Origin of the sequence: Mariprofundus micogutta, assembly GCF_001895085.1 — a bacterium.
Classification (GTDB): Bacteria; Pseudomonadota; Zetaproteobacteria; order Mariprofundales; family Mariprofundaceae; genus Mariprofundus; species Mariprofundus micogutta.
Map to the genome: position 1 here is coordinate 205,150 of NZ_BDFD01000001.1, position 21,005 is coordinate 226,154.

A 21,005-nucleotide genomic window follows, 5' to 3' on the forward strand; every position below is an offset into this window, starting at 1 on the left:
AGTTCAAACAGGATTTTAAACATCAGATACTGAAGCACAGCCCCATGGCTATCGCAGTATTATTATATATTGGCATATTCACCACACACATCAGCATCTGAGCCAATACAATCAATGCTGGTGTGATCCCGGCATGTCATAGCCCATAGGATCATAGTTCATAGCAGGACCCTGAGGCTTTGAGGGTTGCTGCATCTGATGAGCAACCGGTTCGTGCCCTGCACCACTGCCATGCAGCAGATGCATTAGGCCAGTACCTCGAATCATGGTGAACAAACCCAACACAATGACAATAATACCGAGGACTTTCATCACCAGCCCCCGCCTCTTTGCAGCTAAAATACGCACAAGTGCAGGGGCAACCATCATGGCCGGAATGGTCCCCAGTCCAAAAGCAAACATCGACAGACCCGCCTCTGCGATTCCTCCCGATGCAATACTTAAACCGATGGCCGCATAAACCAAGCCACAGGGAAGCAGCCCATTTGCTAAACCAATACCAAACCAACTGACAGGTGTACTCTTGCTGGCTGCAGATTTTATCCGCCTCACCAGCCCCAGGCCACCGATGGCGCGCGTACTGATACGTGAAAGCGGGTCCGCCATCCAACCGGCAAGGTTTAAACCAAAGGTAATCATAATCAAACCAGCCAATAGCGTTAAAACAAACTGAACCTGATCAAAACCACCTATTTGTTTAAGTGAAGTACCAATCCAACCACTGATCAGCCCCAAAATAGAATACGTGATGATGCGCCCAAACTGATAGGCGCTAAGCCCTGACCACCAGACCCTGGGCCGGGTCATGGAGAGAGCGGACACCAAGCCACCGCACATACCAATACAATGCATGCTGCCAAGAAATCCTACCGAAAAAGCAATAAGTATGGTTTCCATCAATGTCGGGGCCTGAATATTCCCATGATCAAATCCTGAGTAACTATTTTTTTCTGCAACCAGTCTGCCCAATGCTCAGCTGCTTTCTTATTTCCGAAACAGCCACACTGATGTGAATGATTGTTGAACCAAACGTGAGCCTCATAACGACAATCTTCGTTCGCAATTTGATCTCTGATATACTTCATCACAGCACCTCTGTCTGAAGAGATACAATAAGTATATTATTATTTAATAATATGTCAAGCTAAAGTCGTACTCATCTCTACTTTCAATAGATTAATACGAGTTAAGCCAGGCAGGAGCCAGCGAGATATAAAATGAAAAGAGAGAAAAAGAGACGACGCTGACTACAGATACCTTACCGATTACACCTTTTTCGCAAAGCCAACAGCAAACACCAAACGCCAAGATCATTGGAATCAACAGTAGAAAGAATAAAAATAAGTAGAAGCCCATATATCTGCCCCTTTAAATACGGTAAGAACTGTTATGTATGATTAAAGACCAAATAACCAGAAACGCAATCAAGTCACGGAATGTTTTTATGATTTATCGGTATGCTGATGTGGTTAGCTGCTTGATTTAAGTGGAATATACGGATGTGGAAAACAGATAGAGACTACAATTTTTTGAGTCTCAGGAAACGGAGTGGACGCGTTCAGCATGTACCATTGACAGCTACAACCATTGTTTATGTCATCACAAACTTACTGGGAGGTTGACTTAAGCTGACACTTTCGACTATTGCAGCATCATAAGGGAGCTGATCACAACAGAATTCTCTGTAGCTCAGCTCCCCCGATGCCTGGTACTTATATTTTTTCTACACCATCCGGTGTCGCCATAAGAACAATATCAGCACCTTGATGCGAGAATATGCCGTTGGTTACGACACCCGGAATACTGTTCAGATGATCTTCCAGACCCAACGGATCTTTAATTTTCATACCATGAACATCAACAATAATATTACCATTATCGGTGATAAAACCATCACGCAGAACCGGCCTGCCACCCAGTTTGACCACTTCAGCCATGATGAGTTCTCTGGCCATTGGAATCACTTCAATCGGTAGCGGGAAGTCACCCAGATACTCAACCTGTTTCGTCTGATCAACAATACAGACGAACTGTACCGCTGCAGCAGCGACTATCTTTTCACGTGTTAAAGCACCGCCGCCGCCTTTGGTCAGGTTCCTTTCTGCATCAAATTCGTCAGCTCCATCAACATAAACAGACAATGAGTCAACCTGCTGCAGTGCTTCGTTCAAACCAAGAACCGGAATACCATGTCCTGCCAGACGAGTTGCAGTTGCTTCTGAACTTGCGACTGTACCCAGAATTTCATCCTTCATGCCGGCAAGTGCATCGATAAACATGTTAGCGGTGGAACCCGTGCCAACGCCGACAATTGTTCCTGCCCTCACATATTCCAAAGCGGCTTCGGCCACCTTCTGTTTCATTTCGTCCTGAGTCATTATTTTGCTCCCCTGTTAAAAAACTAATGAATGCTTTGAAAGCTCAAAGTACCTGTGCGGACCACTGACTGGTCTACAAACTCACGCACTATATTCAGTGAACCTCTAAAATTGGTAAACTAACGATAACAGCTGCTTTCGGCAAAGGAGAAGAGCAGTTAGCGTGCCCGCATGTTTGAATATATTGAACTCAGCGATCTCGTATTGAGTGCTCTGGTTATCTTTGGCATCCTGCAACTGGCTTGGTTTTCTGTCATGATCGTGCGCCGTGGAGCGCAACCGCAAACAATTCAACAAGCCATTCCGCCACTGTTAAGCATCTGGGTTCTGATGTGGCCGGTCTATGTTGAGTCACAATGGTTATGGGCTGGCATTGCCATGCTCACTGCTCTGGGATTACTTTCCATCACTGTTCGCAAACCCTTCTGGCAACAACTTCGTTTCGCCTGGGGCAGGCACCCGGATGACTCGAAACCTGCCATCTACCCTTCACTCAAACTGATGCCGCTGACTCATCTCATCACTGCACTATTGATTGCCGGCCTCTGGTTTCAGGCGATCCCTGAGTTCGGCTTCGGTTTGGCATTATGCCTGTGTCTGGCTTTTCCTGCCGCCTACTGGGTCGATCAACTGAGTAAAATTAAATTTCATTTTCTGACACTGGGTTTTCCGGCTCATCCTGAACAGACACTGGCCGGACACCTCGTCCTGATTACGACCTCCACAGTACTGCTCTGCTGGAGTCTGCACGTGTATCACGGTACTGACTGGCAAACGCTGTTTATTGCCACACTGATTGCCAGCATGACGGCTTCTGCCACGCGTGCCATTATTCCCGGCCTGTGGAACACACCTGCAGCGATGATGAGTGTGGGTTTTGTGATGTGGCTTTTATAAGTGACGAGTCTCACTGAATAAAATTGCCTGAATGGCAGATTTGCCGAAAGCAAAGAACAGTCACATCTGTAGTGTACAGCATTGATTTTATTGTCATTCTCTACTATATAAAGATGTATCTGCAACAAAGGGGGAAACCTACATGTCCATTGATACTGCATGGCTGGAAAAAAACATATTAAACAGAGCTCTATCCGCAAATGAAAAACAGGCATTGTCATGCGTCAATACAACCACTGTTGCCAAGGGTGAAAAAATCATCACCGAAGGACAGCCAGGCGGAACTCTTGAAATCATGTATTCGGGTCGTGCCAAGGTTGAAGATAACAACCGCTATGAAGGCCGCATCACACTGGCTGAAATCGAGGCCGGCACACTATTTGGCGAACTCACATTCCTGAATAAAAAACGCCGTACTGCCGATGTTACTGCATTGGAAGATTGCGTGGTTTACACGCTGACTCAGGATGATTTCACCTCTCTGATGCAAAACCAGCACGAACTGGCCTATGCGATTCTCGCAGCCATTATGGAGCGTCAGACCAGCGTTATTATGTCCCAGCGCGTAACGCTTGCACCGCTGCTACGCACACTCAAAGACAAAGCCAAGAAGCTGCCATTGTTCATCAAACTTGCACCGGTCATTTTTATTCTGCTCTATATTTCAGGTTTTCTGTATATCAGCTGGAAGGATTTCGACTACGGAGCAGATGTAGAGCAACAGAAGAGCATCTATCAGAGTCCTACCTCTGCAAACAAGCCCTGAGTTTTCAGGGCTTGTTTTTCCTGTTCAGCCTAATATGGATCCGTATTATTCAAATCAGGGGGAATAAAACCCTCCACCCGTTCAACGCCAGTCTCAAGTTTTCCATCTGATTCCAGCTTTAACCAACGATAACCCGGTGAAATATCATCCATTCCAAAGTCGTATCTTTTCGGTGTAAACTGAATACATGTCGAGGGTGACCCCAGAACTCTTACATGATGGTGAACCGTGTCGAACAACTGGTGGATATGACCACAAAGAAGTGCCTTCACATGCGGGAATTTATCAACCACCTCCCACAACTCATCCCGGTTGCGCAAACCGATGCTATCCATCCAATGGCTACCTACCGGAACCGGATGATGATGCAGCGCAACCAGTGTCGGTTTATCAACCGTGGCAGACAATAGCCTTTCAAGCCTGATCAATTCGGCTTCAGCGATATAACCACCTACAGATCCCTTTTCATGCGTATTGAGCGTAATCACCTGCCAGCTTTCAAGTTGCAGGTGGTCGCTATAGGAAAACAGGGATTTAAGATAAGGAATCAGATTGCCCTGCAATATGCCAAGATTGGCATGATTGCCCGGAGAGATCATCACGGGAGCATGCCAGTCATACTCGCGCATCAATTCTACTACCATTCTGTACGTAGCAGCAGACTCATCCTGAGCCATATCGCCGCCCAGAATAATTGCATCCGGCTTCGGATAATTCGAATATGCATGAGCCAGAACCGCTCGAAAGCTATCAAAGGGTTTAATGCCCTTTAATTCACCCTGTCTGTCGGCATACAGATGGGAATCGGAAAAATGTAATATCAAGCTCATCTGTTTATCCTGTCCATAACAGCGTTTGATAAAAACCCTATCTGTAACAAGCTGAAACCAAAGCGATACACATCACATTGCTTTTCTGGGCAGCACATCAGATACAGCCCTCCATCACAGTCTGTACCTCTACAGGCAAATACGTTGCATGCATTCGGATAATCACCGGCTCATCAGAAACCCGGCTGATCACCTTGGCATAAAACTGGGATTCATTCTGAGGCCCGGAGTCAGTCACCAAGGTCACCCGTAAATTGCTGAAATTATCGAATGCATGATCACTGCGCACCTCCATCACTCTCTCACTCATACGAAGGACTTCTCCCTGGTAAGATACTTTTGCCTGAGTTCCCTTGAGTTCAAGCATACGAATCCTGACAGGCTCGGCAAACGCCCTGAACTGAGATACCGTTTTTCCTGCCAGCATCACAGGTTCATCACCACTGACACCGCCGACATCGAAAATGCTAATCTCTTCAGAGATACCTTTCGGCATCACCCTCATTTCATCATTCACCTGTAGCAAGCCTTCACAGGCGTCTCTTGTGCTCTCGGAAACAAGAATCTGCCCCCCCACCGTATACGACTCAATTCTTGAGGTTGTATTCACGTGACGTCCGACCACAGCATATTTGCTGCGTTTCTGAGAACCGATATTGCCGACAATTACTTCTCCGGTATTGATACCGATACCCATCTCCACTCGTGGATAACCTGCAGCAGCATAACTGGCATTCACCTCTTCCATGGCCAGCTGCATCTCGATCGCGCAACGCACAGCTCTTATGGCATCATCCTCTCGCTGAACCGGAGCGCCAAAAATTGCCAGAATCGCATCGCCGATAAATTCATCAATGGTTCCCTGATACTTCTGAATCACATCTGTCATGGCCGAGAGAAAAATATTTATCATATCAACTACGGATTCTGCGGGCAGACGTTCGCCAATCGAAGTAAATCCACGCAAATCAGCCATCAGAATGGTAACCATTCGCTTCTCACCACCAAGTTGTAAGCCATGTGGCGAATCAATCAGATTATCAACAATCTCTTCAGAAAGATAACGACCGAAGGTGTCGCGAATAAAGTGATAAGCGGCGCGTAGTTTCAGCTGGGTTTTCACACGGGCAAGCACAATCGCAGGTGTGACAGGCTTATTAATATAATCAACACCGCCGACTTCAAAACCCAGCACCTCATCATGCGTTTCATTCATCGCAGTCACAAAAATCACCGGGATACCTTCTGTTTGCGGGTTACTTTTCAGCCTGCGGCACACTTCATAGCCATCCATGCCGGGCATCATCACATCCAGAAGAACCAGATCGGGAGGCGTCTCAGACTCTGATAATTTCAGTGCCTGCTCTCCATTTATCGCCACCTTCACCTTATAATACGGCTTCAACAAGCCACGCAGCACATCGATATTTTCAGGCGTATCATCCACAACCAGCACTGTTGCAATGTCGTTACTCATTCACTCTCCAAAGCTGTGATCATGCAGGCATTATAGCACATACATATACACAGCATGCTCATAATATGCGTCTTTAGCAACATGATACAAATCACTATGATGACATTTCACTGATGCTTTATAGTGTTAGCATGATGGAATCACTTCACCTCCCCCTGATAAACCTTGCTCTGGAAGAAGATGCGGCCTTTAACGACCTGACATCTCTGGCCACTATTCCTGAAAATGCGTCAGGCTCGGCTCGCATCATAGCCAAAGCCGAAGGCATCATGTCCGGCATATCGGTCGCACATGAAGTATTCGCCAGAGTTGATGAAAATATTGTATGCGAATGGAAAGCAGCCGATGCGGATCAGGTCAGTTCCGGTGAACTGATTTGTGAACTCACTGGCCCGCTGCGCTCCCTGCTCTCTGCAGAGAGAACCGCACTGAATTTCATACAGCATCTCTCCGGTATTGCCACCTCTACACATACATATGTACAAGCAGTCAAAGATACGGACTGCAAAATCGCCGATACGCGCAAAACCGCGCCGGGTTTACGTTTTCTCGAAAAACAGGCCGTATTACATGGTGGTGGCATCAACCACAGAATCAACCTGCAGGCTGGCATGCTCATCAAGGAAAATCATATTCAGGCATATGGCTCTATCACCGATGCTGTAAATGCCTGTTTCAGTATGGAGAGTTCCGTATGGGTGGAAGTCGAATGTGAAACACTGGATGAAGTTCATGAGGCCATCGCCGTCTGCCCTGATATCATCCTGCTCGATAATATGACGCCGGAACTGGTAAGTCAGGCCCGGGCAATCATTCCAAAGTCGATTCTGCTGGAGGCATCGGGCAACATCACATTGGCCAATGCGCGTGAGTATGCCCAAACAGGCATCGATCGTATTGCTATTGGTGCAATCACGCACTCCTCCCCTTCGCTTGATCTATCCATGCGCATCACAGAGACCCCTGCACTTTGAATACATCGCGAGAATTTATTCTGACCCGACTCGGCTTAAGTCCGGATCCCGTATCAGGTGATGCGCTGGCAGCAGAATTGGGACTTTCCCGGACAGGTGTCTGGAAACATATCCAGGCGCTGCGAAAAAGCGGTGCAGATATTCAGGCCAGCCCCGGTCAGGGTTACCTGCTGAAATCTGAAGCTTTCACTGCCGGCATGTTATCCTCAAAGCTGGCCACCCGTTGTATCGGCAAGCGTATCATCTTACTTGATGAGACCGGCTCAACAAACCGTGATGCCATGCAACATGCAGAGGATGGTGCAAAGGAAGGTCTGGTGATTGTTGCCAATCGACAATCTGCGGGCAAAGGACGCATGGGCAGAATCTGGCATACGCTGCCTGAATCTCTGGCCTGCAGTGTCCTGCTTCGCCCTGACCTGCCACCTGAACAGGTGCCGCAGCTCTCTCTGCTTACCGCAGTCGCCCTGCACGATGCTCTGAGCCGCTTTGTGCCGGATATCTCGATCAAGTGGCCGAATGATCTGTTACACAGGGGTGCAAAGCTTGCCGGCATTCTCACCGAGATGCGCGCCGAACCGGGACGTGTACATGCCGTCGTGTTGGGTTTCGGCATCAATCTCAATCCCCCTGCTGATGGCTGGCCGGAAGATATCACCCAGCAGGTGATCGACCTAGAAACAGTTGCATGCAGAAAGATCTCACGGCTCGATGTTGCAACTGCGGTTATTCAGGCACTCGATCACTGGTATGCCCTCTACCTTGAAAAAGGTTTTGCGCCCGTTCACAAAGCCTGGTGGCAGGCACATGCCGCATCTGGTCAAAAGGTGCGCGTACATGACGGAAAGTCATACATCTATGGGCTGGCAACAGCACTGGATGATGACGGTGCCCTGTTGCTCGATACCGGCAGTGAGATCAGGCGCATTATTGCCGGAGATCTGGAGTTATTATGACAACTGAAACCTCTCGCATTCTCGTTGCCGACATTGGCAATACGCACATGGTTTTCGGACTCTATGAGAACGGCGAACTACTTACTGATTGGCGTCTATCCAGTGAACGGCAACTCACTCCGGATGAACTGGCCTGGCAGATTCATGGTATGTTTGAGCAGTCCAGACAGCCAGCTGATCAGGTTTCCGGCATCATGATTGCCAGCGTAGTTCCTCATCTCGATGCACCGCTTGCCGCAGCATGTGAACGCATCTGTAAAATCAAACCGGCCTTTGTCGGTAGTGCGGAAGTCAAAACAGGCATGGCGGTTAATTATAAAAATCCGAGAGAGGTTGGCGCTGATCGTATCGTCAATGCTGTGGCTGCCAGAGAACAGTTCGGCGCACCGGTCATCGTCCTCGACTGCGGCACTGCCACCACTTTTGATATCGTTTCTCCCGATGGTCATTATGCAGGCGGCCTGATTTTACCGGGCATTGAGGTTTCACTGGCAGCCCTGTGCAAACGCGCAGCAAAACTGCCGGAAGTATCAGTTAAACGCAGTGACAGCCTCATTGCACGCGACACTGCAAGCAGCATGCAGGCTGGAGTCTACTGGGGAGCAGTGGATAGCTACGCTGGCATTATCAAACGTCTGCAACAACAAGCCGGTTACGAACATGCTCCGGTAGTGGCAACTGGCGGCATGATTTCACTACTATTGCAGGACCTGCCTGAAATAGGTCATCACAAGCCACACCTGACGCTCAGCGGCTTATTTCTACTGGCTGAAAAGCATTTCAAAACCGCTTGAACATGCGGCGTTGGCACACCCGCAGGCAAGGGCTATCGTTGCGGCCATGATACGCTCAACACCTCAATCGTGGCGCCGTTACACTCGCCCTCTGTTGCTGACCACTCTTTTGCCCTTGCTTTGCCTGCAAGCAGGCCCTGCGCATGCAGGCCAGGAGCAGAAACAGTCGATTGCTCCTGCCGTAGCTGAAGAGTGTAATCGTATTGGCAACAAACTGGGCAGTGTAAGCACACGCCAGTGTCTGAATAGTCAACTGCAGGATAGCGGAGCCCGCTCGGTTAGCGGCCAGACTATCCTGATCAAAGAGTATCCACCGCTCTCTCATCGCGAACCTCAGGCTCGTGTGCTGATGCTGGGCGGTACCCATGGTGATGAATACAGCTCAGTCAGCATCGTTTTCAAATGGATGCGCACGCTGGATGTGCATCACTCGGGCCTCTTCCACTGGCATGTAGCACCATTGGTCAATCCGGATGGTCTCTTGCAACGGCGTTCACAGCGGCTCAATGCCAATGGTGTGGATCTGAATCGTAATATGCCCACACCGGACTGGCATGAGAAAACAAAAAAATACTGGCAGCGAACCGGCCATGATCCGAGACGATACCCGGGAACTGCACCACTGAGTGAACCGGAATCTAAATGGTTATATGAAGAGATCCGCTCATTTAAACCGCATGTGATCGTTTCAGTGCATGCACCTTTCGGCGTGCTGGATTTCGACGGCCCACCCAAGGGTCCGAGCAAACTGGGACAATTGCATCTGAAATTGATTGGAACCTATCCCGGTTCACTGGGAAACAGTGCAGGTGTTCAGCATCAGATTCCCGTTATTACAGTGGAATTACCCTATGCGGGCATCATGCCCAGTCAGGCCCAGACTTCGCGTATGTGGAATGATCTTATTCGTTGGATAAGAACCAATATCCCCAAGGAGAAAACAGTTCTGGCACATGCAGCATTCGATGAGATTTCCGAAAAACTGTTACAGAAGCCAAACCCCGGCGAACGTGTAGAACCACAACCAGCCAGGATTCAGCCTGTTAGCAAACCCGCCACAGCAGATGAATCACACTCCCATGTACATGTACAGGAACTGATTGATGGATAATCATGCCTAAGTTCATTCATACCACTTACACCATGCTGCTGTTGGCTTGCCTGATGCTTGCAGCACCGCAGAGTTTCTCTGCATCCAAAATGCCGAATAAACAACAGCTTTATACCATGCTTCAGGCTAACCAGCATGAAGCTGTTCGGGCGTTATCAACGACTGAGCGTGAGATTCTGCTTGCCAAGCTGGCACTGGATGCCGGTAACGATGAGCAAGCGATCACTTTCCTCAGTACAACCCAAGCTGGAGAAGACCCGCTGGCAGCATTGATCAAGGCCGAAGCTTATCGTCGCCAGTCAGTCAAAGCTGCGATTCGTGCCGGCCGTTATGCCCACTCGGCAGATGGTGATATCAATAAATTGAAAAATGCAAAACTCGATTCCGCACTCAAACTCGCTGATCAGCGATTGCTCGCTTTCATGAATAGCCTCAACAAGCCAAAAGAGACCAAAGCACCAGTCATTAAAACGCCTGAAGTGAAACCAGAGCCTGTAGCCGCTGAAAAAGCTTACTCATCAGCAGAGCTGCTGGATGGTGTACGTGCTGAAATTGAACAATGGCGCAAAGACTGGCAATCACTCAATGCTGATGCTTATCTCTCTCACTATCATCAGGCCTTCAAGACGCCAAAACATACACTCAAAACCTGGTCAACATACAAGCGCCGCGTGAATGGCCGAAAATCATTCATTCAGGTTCTCATCTCAAACCTGAAAGTGCTTGAAGCCCCCAGACAGAACCAATATGGCACAACTATGCTTGTTGAGTTCGATCAGGAGTATAAATCCAGCAATTACGCTGCTTCAAGCCGGAAACGCCTCTTGCTTGTCCGCAGTGGTGCTAATGCCAAGTGGCAGATTCTGTTCGAGGGTGACCGAACCCAGCCGGTATCAAAATTTAACAAGACTCAGTTGAGCCCCAATCAATCCGCCACGGGGTCATCCACGGTCAGAGCTGAGCGAATCAATGCCAAATGGGCTATAAACCTCGGCTCATTCAGCTCCAAAAGTAATGCCGATAGCATGGCATATGACATCAATGTTCCACCAGGCGAGAAACAGCCGTTTGTCTCAACTATCACAAGCAGCAGCGGACATGTGCAATACCGCGTTCGCATCGGCCTGTTTGATACGCGGGATGAAGCTGTCAACACCATGCTCGAAGCCTGCCCTGCTCTGGGCCTCTCCGACTGCTGGCTGGAACAGGTTAAATAAGTTCCCGACCATTTAACTTTATTTTATCCGAATGATTTTTCCCATGCTGCCTGCAACGTTTCCGGTTACACTCCCTGACCATGGCTAAATCACTCTTTGTCTGCCAATCATGTGGATCCGAGCATCGCAAATGGAGCGGTCAATGTAGCGATTGTGGAGAATGGAACAGCATCACTGAACAGGTCATTGAAACATCCACAGCCCGAACCGGTGGCAAGGGAAAAGTTCTTTCTACCTCTTCCATTACAGATATCTCACGAGAACAAAAAGCACGCCGTTCCACTGACATAGAAGAGTTGGACCGCGTCCTCGGTGGTGGATTGGTTCCGGGTTCAGCCATATTAATCGGTGGTGATCCCGGCATCGGAAAATCCACACTCCTGTTACAGGCTGCTGCAAAACTGGCCGCCTCCGACAAGGCAAAACAGGTGCTCTACGTAACCGGCGAAGAATCCGTACAACAGGTACGTATGCGTGGTGAACGTATTGAAGCACTCGATGAGAACCTGATGCTGGTCTCGGCATGTGAACTGGAATCGATTCTGGCGACCATTGATAAAACCAGACCCGGCATTGTCATTGTCGATTCTATCCAGACGACTGTCAGCTCCCGCTTAACCAGCGCACCTGGCACGGTTTCACAGGTCAGGGATTGTGCTGCTGCGCTGATCCAGAGTGCCAAGCAGAAAGGACACGCCATGATCCTCGTCGGTCATGTTACCAAGGACGGCGCTCTGGCCGGTCCGCGTGTACTCGAACATATGGTCGATGCGGTGATTTATTTTGAAGGTGATCGCGGCCATGCCCACAGAATTCTCCGGGCAGTCAAAAACCGGTTTGGCCCGGCTGGTGAAATCGGCGTATTTGAAATGACCGATCGGGGCCTGCTGGGCATTGTCGATGCATCCCGTCTGTTTCTGGCCGAGCGCAGCGCAGATACACCGGGCTCGGTCGTACTGGCCTGTATGGAAGGCACCCGCCCCCTGCTCGTTGAAGTTCAGGCCCTGATTGCACCTACCGTATATTCCACACCCAAACGCTCTGCTGTCGGCCTTGATACAGGTCGCGTAGCCATGCTTACCGCCGTATTAGAGCGCCGCATCGGACTGCCGCTGTCCCAGCATGATGTGTATGTCAATATTGCCGGCGGTGCACGCATTGCAGAACCGGCAGCCGATCTCGCTGTCCTGCTGGCCATGGTTTCCGCCTATCAGGAAAGAGCAGTGCCACATGATGTCGTGGTCTTTGGCGAAGTAGGATTAACCGGAGAAATTCGCCCTGTCGGACAACCCGAAGCCAGAGCCAGGGAAGCGGCTAATCTGGGCTTTACGCACCTGCTTCTACCGAAGGAAAACCATCAGAGGGTGCAGAAGGCAAATATCATTGCTAATATGCGCAGCAGCACAAAATCACCCTTGCAGCTGTCAGCGGTGAAGCACTTATCCGATGCAGCACAGAAACTGTTAAACTGAACATGAAATTCTGTTACTGGCATCATAGAGGACTGCTTTGAACTTTATTGACTATATCCTGATCGCGATTGTCGGACTGTCGATGGTGCTCTCACTTTGGCGCGGTTTTGTGCGTGAGATTATTTCGCTTATTGGCCTTGTTGCTGCATTTCTGTTGGCCAGCCGTTTTTCCGGCCAGACTGGTGATTTTCTGGGGCAGTGGATCGGCAATGCAACGGTTGCTGATATTGCAGGGTTTGCGCTCGTATTTGTTGTAGTGATGATAGTAGTCGGACTAATCGGCGCTCTGATTCGCGGCCTGGTTGATATGGCAGCCCTGACTGCCACTGACCGTACACTGGGTATCTTTTTCGGCGCAGCCCGCGGCATGTTTATGATTGCTCTCTGCTTTCTTGTGTACACCTCTTATACCAAACCTGATTCACCCTGGCTGAAAAGCAGCACACTGACCCCGTATGCAGTTGAACTGGGAGATATGCTCGGGCAGATGATCCCCGAAGGCTATCCATTTTCCAGACAGGGCAGTGCTAAACAGATATCACCACAAAGTTCCAACACACGCATGAAGGACCTGATTCCCGTGAAGGATAAACAGGCACTGAAAGCGATTCTCGAAAACAGTACAAAATGAGGCCATGATGAGCGTCGAATTCGATAACAACGATCATTTCAATGATGAATGCGGTGTATTTGGCGTATTTGATCATGCCGAAGCAGCCAACCTGACCTACCTGGGATTGTATGCACAACAACATCGCGGACAGGAGTCTGCCGGCATCGTCTGTACCGATGGCCACAGCTTCCATACCCATCGCGGCATGGGCTTAGTTGCTGATATTTTCCAGAAGTCTGAAATCAAGGAACTCAGTGGCAGACACGGTATCGGCCATGTCCGTTATTCGACATCCGGCGATTCAGGCCTGAGAAACTGCCAGCCATTTTCGTTTGAATATGCCCATGGCGGCATCGCCATGTGTCATAATGGCAACATCGTCAATGCACATGAACTACGCCGTGAACTCGAAAGTAAAGGTTCTATTTTCCAATCCACATCCGACACTGAAGTTCTTATCCATCTGGTAGCCAGAAGTAAGGCAAAGAGTATGAAAGAACGTCTGGCAGAAGCGGTTAACCGTCTTGCTGGCGGCTTTTCCCTGCTTGTGCTGGGCGAAAAACGACTGGTTGGTATGCGTGATCGCAATGGTATCCGTCCGCTAGTGCTCGGGCAGCTGGACGGCTCCTGGGTACTCGCATCTGAAACCTGTGCCTTTGACCTGATCGGCGCCAAATATGTGCGCGATGTCGAGCCGGGCGAGATGGTCATCATTGATGAAAATGGCCTTGAAAGCCTGCATCCTCTGGAAAACTGTGAACCCAAGTTCTGCGTATTCGAATATGTCTACTTTGCCCGCCCCGACTCTACGCTGGAAGGCGTAAATGTTTACCAGTCGCGTTACCAGATTGGTGTGGAACTGGCCAAGGAATCACCCGCCGATGCAGATCTCGTTATTCCTGTACCGGATTCAGGCGTGCCACCGGCTATGGGTTTTGCTGAAGCTTCGGGTATCCCGTTCCAGATGGGATTGATTCGTAACCATTATGTCGGCCGCACCTTTATCGAGCCCAAACAGTCAATCCGCAACTTCGGCGTAAAACTGAAATTAAACCCGAACCGCAGCCTTATTAAAGGCAAACGCGTGGTTCTGGTCGATGATTCCATCGTTCGCGGCACAACCAGTCGCAAAATCGTCGAGATGGTACGTGCAGCCGGTGCTGCTGAAATTCATATGCGCATCTCCAGCCCGCCAACCAAACACTCCTGTTTTTACGGTGTCGACACACCCGATGCTGCCGAGCTGATGGCCAACAAGATGGATCTCGAAGAGATGCGCAAAGCCATTGGTGCCGATTCCCTAGCCTTTGTCAGCTTTGATGGCATGTATAAAGCGGTAGGCAAACCAAGAGATGTCCACTGTGATGCATGCTTTTCCGGCAACTATCCAGTTGCCATTGATGGCCCCCGCTCACCACAGCTCTCACTGCTGAAAATTCTGAATAAAAAACAGTAAGTTTGGGGCAATAGCCGGAGGAGTTAGCGACTATCTGCTTCCAGATAGATATAACTAAAACCAAGCGTAACGCCGCTCCCCTTGTTGTTAACAGTGGTCGGTTGCAGGGAAATAGTACCGTCATCCTTGCCGATCGGAGCTGTATCACCTCCTGAAATAATCAAGGCTGCGCTGCCTCTGGCTCCCGAGTACTTACCAGCCAGTTGATTGGAATGCGGCTTGAATTGTCTGGCCAGTACGGCATAAGCGATTTCTGAGCCTTTGCCAACAGCGATATCAAGACCGAATCCGATACCTGTTTCCCCCTTGTAATATTCAACCGGTTCATCCGGAGTAGCAGTGAATTCACAACGAATATCTCTGGTCGAATGAATCAACAGGTTGATACCGGTGTGAGGCAGTATATTGCAGCGCAACACACCTACTTTTTGCATGGGAGCATCATTGCCTGCAGCAATGGTAGTATAAGCAGGCAACATCAGCAGAGAGAAGCAAACAGCTGTAATGAATCGATTCATGAACACCTCCTGATCCAGCAGAACAGATCCGGTTTCAGTATCAGTCTAGCAAAACCGGTAACCGCTTACAAAGCTCCAGCTAACTGAAGCTGTTTGAGCACTGCTTCTGCCATCATTCGATACCCCTGCGCATTCGGATGAATACGATCTGATTTCAAACCCGGATTGGCCAATATTTCGGGCAGTATCTCTTCATCAAGCGGAATATTCAGCTCACTGGCCAATTCCTGATAAAGACTCGCAGGTGACATAAATATTCCCGGCTCAGGTACAGCCAGCAATACAACAGATACTCCTCTGGCTCTGGCCAGAACAAGCATGGCTCGAATATTTGCCTTGGCAGCCTTCAGTGAACTTTTCCTGAGCATATCGTTTCCACCATGACAGAGAATCAGCATTGCGGGCTTCACTTCATCCAGCAAATCGGGCAAACGGGCCAGACCGGCCTCCGTCACCTCACCCGGCAACCCTGCATTCACAACTTCACGTCCGGTTAACTGTGCAAGAACTGCCGGGTAGGCCTGCTGAGCCTGCACACCGCTTCCGTATGTCAGGCTATCTCCGAAAGCGAGAATGACTGCATCGGGAGCTAACTTCGGCAGCTGCGGTGGAGATGCACATGCAGTAAGTGCAAACAGCAGCACAGCCAGGATCGGTAATCGCCCATAGATTCCTGTTCCGTGTTGCGCTACAGCCAACACCAGCATACTAGGTCCTAAAACTCAGACTCACGATTGCAACGAGGTGCTTGTAAACTATGGTAGTTCGCCTGTTTCGGGTTCAGCCGCCGTAGCTGGTTCAGCTGCCGGAGCCGGTTCGACCGCCGGAGCAGGTTCGACCACCGGAGCCGGTTCAGTCGCCGGAGCCGGTTCAGCTGCCGGACTTGGGGTTGCGGCCTGAGGCGAGGCCTCTTTGGCTTCTGAACTTCCCGACTTCACCTTTGGCTCTGTTGCAGAATCAACAAACAGGCTCTCATAAGCCCACGCCTTACGACCATCTGAAGTCATGATATGATGCCATCCCTGCTTTGATTCCAGACTGGTGACCACAGCACCCTTTTTGAGTTTGAACAGTACTTTAGCTGAGGCGCCCGGTTTCTCCCGAACATTGCCAATGGAAACCATTACAGTCATTTGTTCACCTTTAACTGCTTCAACCACTTTTTCACTCACTGCTGCAGGCGCAGCTTTTGCTTTTTGTGCCACAATAGTTTTCTCGACAACAGGCTTCTTAACCAAGGCTTGTTTTGCTATCGCCTTCTCAGCAGTCGGTTTCGCTGCCTTGGGCTTTTCAGCCGCAGGTTTCTCAACCACTACAGCAGTCTCGGAAACGGGTTCTTCATCACCGGATGGCCAGACAAGCCAAAGTACCAGCACCGCAACTGCAACAGCCCCGGCGACTTGAGCAGCCAGCTGAACAGGAGATTTCTTGCCTGAAGCATCATCGACATTCAGCTCCTTGATCTTGTAAACGCCAAATTCCTTATCCACTGCTGAGGCATCATCAGGAGTAGCTGCTTCATCAGCCCCCTGCTCCATATCACTGACAATATGCTCAGGCTCTTTTTCAATATCGGGTGCAACATCAGCAACACCTTCATCAGATCGAGAAGGCTCTTCTACAACTGCGTCACCAGCGTTATTTGCAGTATCTCCGATATGACTTTCAGATTCTTCTTCAAGATGTGACAACCAGGTCAGGTCTTCATCAAGTGACTGAGCTGCATCAGCTTCAGGAGCAACAGCTTCAACTGTCGCGGTAGTCACTTCAGCTTCAGTATCTGGATGTGACACAGTTTCTTCATCAGTCTTTGCCACCTTATCATGTTGAACTTCAACTACAGACTGTTCGCCCTGCTTCGATGCTGGTTCCTGCTCCCTGGTAAATGGCTCCATTCTCTCTTGCAGGCGATTCATAAAGTGATCCAGCCTGTCTTGCAGCTGCATACCCTCATCATCACCGCCACCTGCCAGCATATCCTTCTCTTCGGAGATAAGCTCGTCCAGGTCCTCTTTCAGGCGTGATTTCCTGTTCTGATCATCGTGGCCATCATTATTCTGATTTGATGCATTCATCGTGTTCACCTCGGCAATATTGGCAAGCCCAGCATATTCATCTGAAAAGATAATACTGTGATCCCGAACATATTGAGATCTTTTCAGACAAAGCACTCACAAGCTTCTCCCTAAGCATTACAAACTGTCAAGCTGCCGGTGGAGTCGAAGGGATAATCTGGCTATGCTTCGCAACGATTTAAATATGAGCAAACAATGACGTGGACAGGTTTCTTCCACCCCGTGATTGTCTGTTCTGTTTGCTGAGCTATAAATAAGCTCATCCGCATGAGTGAGAGGCAAGACTATGGATATTGATGTAAAAAAAGTGGCGATGTTATCCCGCATACGCCTGACTGAGGAAGAAGCTGCCGAACTAGGCCCCCAGCTTTCCAGTATTATCGGTTATGTTGAGCAATTGAGCAAAATTGATACTGATGGCGTAGCACCAACAGCTCATCCGCATGATGCTGCCATGCCACTGCGTGCCAATGTCGTAACCAATACCAACCGTCGCGATGAGCTTCAGGCTTGTGCCCCAAAAACTGAATCCGGCCTCTACGTTGTGCCGAAGGTGATCGAATAAACCATGCCATTTTCTTCATTATCTGACATCCAGGACCGTTTGAATAGCGGCCAAACCACTGCTGTTGAAGTTGCCCAGTTATATCTGGATCGCATCGCGGCGTTTAACGACACACTGAATGCCTTTGTTCATATCGATCCGACTCATGTGTTGGCACAGGCTGAGGCTTCAGATGCCTACCGCGCCAAACATGAAGCACGCCCGTTAGAAGGTCTGCCCATTGCAGTCAAAGATATTTTCTGTACGCAGGATGGTCCAACACAGTGCTGCTCGAATATCCTCAAAGATTTTCATGCGCCTTATGACGCTCAGGTGATTACCAGACTCAAAGAAGCCGGCGCTGTACTGGTGGGTAAAACCAATATGGATGAATTTGCCATGGGTTCATCCAACGAAACCTCAGCCTTCGGTGCCTGCCGCAATCCCTGGGATACAGAGCGCATTCCCGGTGGTTCATCCGGTGGCTCTGCCGCTGCAGTTGCAGCTGCACTCACACCTGCAGCTTTAGGTACTGATACCGGTGGTTCTATCCGCCAGCCTGCTGCCGTTACCGGCATTACAGGCCTTAAACCGACCTATGGCCGCGTATCCCGTCGTGGCATCATCGCCTTTGCCTCTTCACTGGATCAGGCTGGCCCTATGACACGCACGGTTAGAGACACAGCCATGATCACCGCCGCCATTTCAGGTCATGATTCGCGTGATGCAACTTCCGTTGCAGATGCACCTGAAGTTGACTGGCTCGCAGCATGTGATGCACAGGATATGAAAGGCTTGAAGATCGGCCGTCCAAAAGAGTACTTTGTGGATGGTATGGACGCTGAAGTACGTGCTTCAGTCGAAACCGCACTGAAAAAATGCGAAGAACTCGGTGCAGAAATCATCGACATCAGTCTGCCACATACTGAAGCCGCGGTTGCAGCTTACTATGTCATCGCACCATCAGAAGCTTCAGCTAATCTGTCGCGATATGACAGTGTACGTTTCGGACACCGCTGTGAAAATCCGGAAGACCTGCTCGACATGTATACCCGCTCACGTGATGAAGGTTTTGGCTCCGAAGTAAAACGCCGCATTCTGACCGGTGCCTTTGCACTCTCATCGGGTTACTACGATGCCTATTATCTGAAAGCACAGCAGGTGCGCACCCTGATTCAGCAGGACTTCATTCAGGCCTTTGAAGAGGTTGATGTGATTGCCACACCAACATCTCCGATTCCTGCATTTAAGCTCGGTGAAAAAACAGATGATCCGCTGACCATGTATCTTTCCGACATATTCACCATCGCCGTTAACCTTGCCGGTCTGCCGGGGCTTTCACAGCCATGCGGCTTTGCCAGCAACCTGCCGGTCGGTCTGCAATGGATAGGCCCTGCATGGCGTGAAGATATCGTGCTATCGGCAGCAGCAGCTTATGAAGGAGCCACAGACTGGAGCAATAAAGCTCCTGCAACTTTCGGAGGTGAATCATGAGTTGGGAAGTTGTAATCGGACTTGAAGTCCACTGCCAGTTAAACACAGATACAAAAGCATTCTGTGGCTGTTCAACACAATTCGGTGCAGAGCCGAACACTCAGACCTGCCCGGTCTGTCTGGGTATGCCCGGACAGCTGCCAGTGCTGAATACGGTAGCTGTAGATAAAACCATCCTGACAGGTCTGGCGATCAATGCGCATATCAACCTTGAATCAAAGTTTGATCGCAAAAACTACTTCTACCCGGACCTGCCAAAGGGCTACCAGATTTCCCAGTTTGCCGTACCTATTGTTGAGGGTGGCTATATTGACATTCCAACCAAGGACGGTGGTGAAAAGCGCCTTGGGGTCACGCGCATTCATATGGAAGAAGATGCGGGCAAGTCCATGCATGAAGGGCTGGATGCCGTATCTCACATCGACCTGAACCGTTCCGGCGTACCTTTGATGGAGATTGTTTCCGAGCCGGATATGCGTTCTGCTGATGAAGCGATTGCCTATCTCAAACAGCTGCACCAGTTGATCCGTTTTCTCGGTGTATCCGGTGCCGATATGGAAAAAGGCCAGTTCCGTTGTGATGCCAATATTTCAGTACGCCGCCCCGGCGAACCATTCGGCACACGCACTGAAATGAAAAACATGAACTCTTTCCGCTTCATCAAACAGGCGATTGAATTTGAAGTACTGCGCCAGATCGAAATCATTGAAGATGGTGGCGAAGTGGTTCAGGAATCCCGTCTGTGGGACTCTGTAAAATCCGAATCCCGCTCCATGCGCAGCAAAGAAGAAGCCCATGACTACCGTTATTTCCCGGAGCCCGACCTTCCACCGCTGCGTGTTTCACAGCAGGAAGTGGATGCCATCAGAGCAGGCATGCCGGAATTGCCGGGTCAGTTGCGTAAACGTTTTGAAACCGAATACGGCCTCTCCTCTTATGATGCCGATGTGCTGACCCAGACACTTGAAGTCGCAGCATGGTATGAATCGCTGGTCGCCGCTCATCCGGCTGATCCGAAACGCTGTGCCAACTGGATGGCCAATGAGTTGCTCGGCCGTCTGAATGAAGCAGGCAAAGATCTTTCTGAATCCCCTGTTTCTGCAGCACGATTAGCTGAACTGCTGGACCGTATTGGCGACAATTCCGTTTCTGGCAAAGCCGCTAAAGATGTACTTGATGCCATGATGGAATCGGATGACAGTGCTGATGCCATCATTGAAGCAAAAGGCCTGAAACAGGTCAGTGATTCAGGAGCCATCGATGCCATCATCAAAGAGGTGATGGATGCCAACCCTGCACAGGTTGAAGGCTATAGAGGTGGCAAAGACAAGCTGATGGGCTTCTTTGTCGGCCAGGTCATGAAAGCATCACGCGGGACAGCCAACCCCGGCATGGTGAATCAGCGCCTGAAAGAATTACTCAAGGGTTGAAAC

General features: G+C 49.7%; 20 protein-coding genes. 13 read left to right on the top strand and 7 right to left on the bottom strand.

Annotated elements, in window-relative coordinates:
• Positions 1–111: 111 nt before the first annotated feature.
• Both MMIC_RS01035 and rpiA read right to left on the bottom strand, forming a co-directional pair.
• Entirely contained in the window at positions 112–969 is an 858-nt protein-coding gene (locus MMIC_RS01035; protein ID WP_072658452.1) for a sulfite exporter TauE/SafE family protein, read from the bottom strand.
• Positions 970–1,712: 743 nt separating this feature from the next.
• The gene (gene rpiA / locus MMIC_RS01040) at positions 1,713–2,378 is read right to left on the bottom strand and encodes a ribose-5-phosphate isomerase RpiA (protein WP_072658453.1); all 666 of its coding nucleotides are present in this window, start codon (positions 2,376–2,378) and stop codon (positions 1,713–1,715) included.
• Positions 2,379–2,549: 171 nt separating this feature from the next.
• On the opposite strand from rpiA, the gene MMIC_RS01045 reads away from it, so the two are divergent.
• Entirely contained in the window at positions 2,550–3,275 is a 726-nt protein-coding gene (locus tag MMIC_RS01045; RefSeq protein ID WP_072658454.1) for a hypothetical protein, read from the top strand.
• Positions 3,276–3,417: 142 nt separating this feature from the next.
• On the top strand, positions 3,418–4,041 hold the full coding sequence (locus tag MMIC_RS01050) for a Crp/Fnr family transcriptional regulator (RefSeq protein WP_072658455.1): 624 nt from the start codon (positions 3,418–3,420) through the stop codon (positions 4,039–4,041).
• A gap of 29 nt (positions 4,042–4,070) precedes the next feature.
• Here the strand turns inward: MMIC_RS01050 and MMIC_RS01055 are convergent, their stop codons facing one another.
• Together MMIC_RS01055 and MMIC_RS01060 are read right to left on the bottom strand one after the other, a co-directional pair.
• Positions 4,071–4,871: a metallophosphoesterase gene (locus MMIC_RS01055; protein WP_072658456.1), complete on the bottom strand. Its 801-nt coding sequence runs from the start codon at positions 4,869–4,871 to the stop codon at positions 4,071–4,073.
• A 97-nt stretch (positions 4,872–4,968) separates the two neighbouring features.
• A complete protein-coding gene (locus MMIC_RS01060; RefSeq protein WP_072658457.1) occupies positions 4,969–6,348 on the bottom strand; it encodes an adenylate/guanylate cyclase domain-containing protein in 1,380 nt (459 codons plus the stop codon).
• 131 nt (positions 6,349–6,479) lie between these two features.
• On the opposite strand from MMIC_RS01060, the gene nadC reads away from it, so the two are divergent.
• From nadC to purF, 8 genes are all read left to right on the top strand, one after another.
• A complete protein-coding gene (gene nadC / locus MMIC_RS01065) occupies positions 6,480–7,322 on the top strand; it encodes a carboxylating nicotinate-nucleotide diphosphorylase (protein WP_083530371.1) in 843 nt (280 codons plus the stop codon).
• Positions 7,319–8,278, top strand: coding sequence for a biotin--[acetyl-CoA-carboxylase] ligase (locus MMIC_RS01070; RefSeq protein WP_072658459.1), 960 nt, complete (start codon positions 7,319–7,321; stop codon positions 8,276–8,278). The genes nadC and MMIC_RS01070 overlap by 4 nt, the downstream gene beginning before the upstream one ends.
• Positions 8,275–9,072: a type III pantothenate kinase gene (locus tag MMIC_RS01075; protein ID WP_072658460.1), complete on the top strand. Its 798-nt coding sequence runs from the start codon at positions 8,275–8,277 to the stop codon at positions 9,070–9,072. Before MMIC_RS01070 ends, MMIC_RS01075 begins: the two co-directional genes overlap by 4 nt.
• A gap of 46 nt (positions 9,073–9,118) precedes the next feature.
• Complete coding sequence (locus tag MMIC_RS01080) at positions 9,119–10,183, top strand: M14 family murein peptide amidase A (protein ID WP_083530372.1); 1,065 nt, start codon at positions 9,119–9,121, stop codon at positions 10,181–10,183.
• Between the two features lie 2 nt (positions 10,184–10,185).
• Complete coding sequence (locus MMIC_RS01085; RefSeq protein WP_083530373.1) at positions 10,186–11,400, top strand: SPOR domain-containing protein; 1,215 nt, start codon at positions 10,186–10,188, stop codon at positions 11,398–11,400.
• Between the two features lie 80 nt (positions 11,401–11,480).
• Positions 11,481–12,872: a DNA repair protein RadA gene (gene radA / locus MMIC_RS01090; protein ID WP_072658461.1), complete on the top strand. Its 1,392-nt coding sequence runs from the start codon at positions 11,481–11,483 to the stop codon at positions 12,870–12,872.
• Between the two features lie 37 nt (positions 12,873–12,909).
• Positions 12,910–13,503, top strand: coding sequence for a CvpA family protein (locus tag MMIC_RS01095; RefSeq protein WP_072658462.1), 594 nt, complete (start codon positions 12,910–12,912; stop codon positions 13,501–13,503).
• Between the two features lie 4 nt (positions 13,504–13,507).
• The gene (purF, locus tag MMIC_RS01100; protein ID WP_227819288.1) at positions 13,508–14,941 is read left to right on the top strand and encodes an amidophosphoribosyltransferase; all 1,434 of its coding nucleotides are present in this window, start codon (positions 13,508–13,510) and stop codon (positions 14,939–14,941) included.
• Between the two features lie 23 nt (positions 14,942–14,964).
• Here the strand turns inward: purF and MMIC_RS01105 are convergent, their stop codons facing one another.
• From MMIC_RS01105 to MMIC_RS01115, 3 genes are all read right to left on the bottom strand, one after another.
• Positions 14,965–15,459: a DUF992 domain-containing protein gene (locus MMIC_RS01105; RefSeq protein WP_072658464.1), complete on the bottom strand. Its 495-nt coding sequence runs from the start codon at positions 15,457–15,459 to the stop codon at positions 14,965–14,967.
• Between the two features lie 65 nt (positions 15,460–15,524).
• Complete coding sequence (locus MMIC_RS01110) at positions 15,525–16,166, bottom strand: arylesterase (protein ID WP_072658465.1); 642 nt, start codon at positions 16,164–16,166, stop codon at positions 15,525–15,527.
• A gap of 48 nt (positions 16,167–16,214) precedes the next feature.
• A complete protein-coding gene (locus MMIC_RS01115; protein WP_143144825.1) occupies positions 16,215–17,534 on the bottom strand; it encodes an SH3 domain-containing protein in 1,320 nt (439 codons plus the stop codon).
• A 286-nt stretch (positions 17,535–17,820) separates the two neighbouring features.
• Between MMIC_RS01115 and gatC the strand changes: the two genes are divergently transcribed.
• From gatC to gatB, 3 genes are read left to right on the top strand one after another with little or no spacing between them, the layout of a single operon-like run.
• The gene (gatC, locus tag MMIC_RS01120) at positions 17,821–18,099 is read left to right on the top strand and encodes an Asp-tRNA(Asn)/Glu-tRNA(Gln) amidotransferase subunit GatC (protein WP_072658467.1); all 279 of its coding nucleotides are present in this window, start codon (positions 17,821–17,823) and stop codon (positions 18,097–18,099) included.
• A gap of 3 nt (positions 18,100–18,102) precedes the next feature.
• Positions 18,103–19,572 carry an Asp-tRNA(Asn)/Glu-tRNA(Gln) amidotransferase subunit GatA gene (gatA, locus tag MMIC_RS01125; RefSeq protein ID WP_072658468.1) on the top strand — a complete coding sequence of 490 codons (1,470 nt, stop codon included), beginning with the start codon at positions 18,103–18,105 and terminating at the stop codon, positions 19,570–19,572.
• Positions 19,569–21,002: an Asp-tRNA(Asn)/Glu-tRNA(Gln) amidotransferase subunit GatB gene (gene gatB / locus MMIC_RS01130; RefSeq protein WP_072658469.1), complete on the top strand. Its 1,434-nt coding sequence runs from the start codon at positions 19,569–19,571 to the stop codon at positions 21,000–21,002. The genes gatA and gatB overlap by 4 nt, the downstream gene beginning before the upstream one ends.
• Positions 21,003–21,005 lie beyond the last annotated feature (3 nt).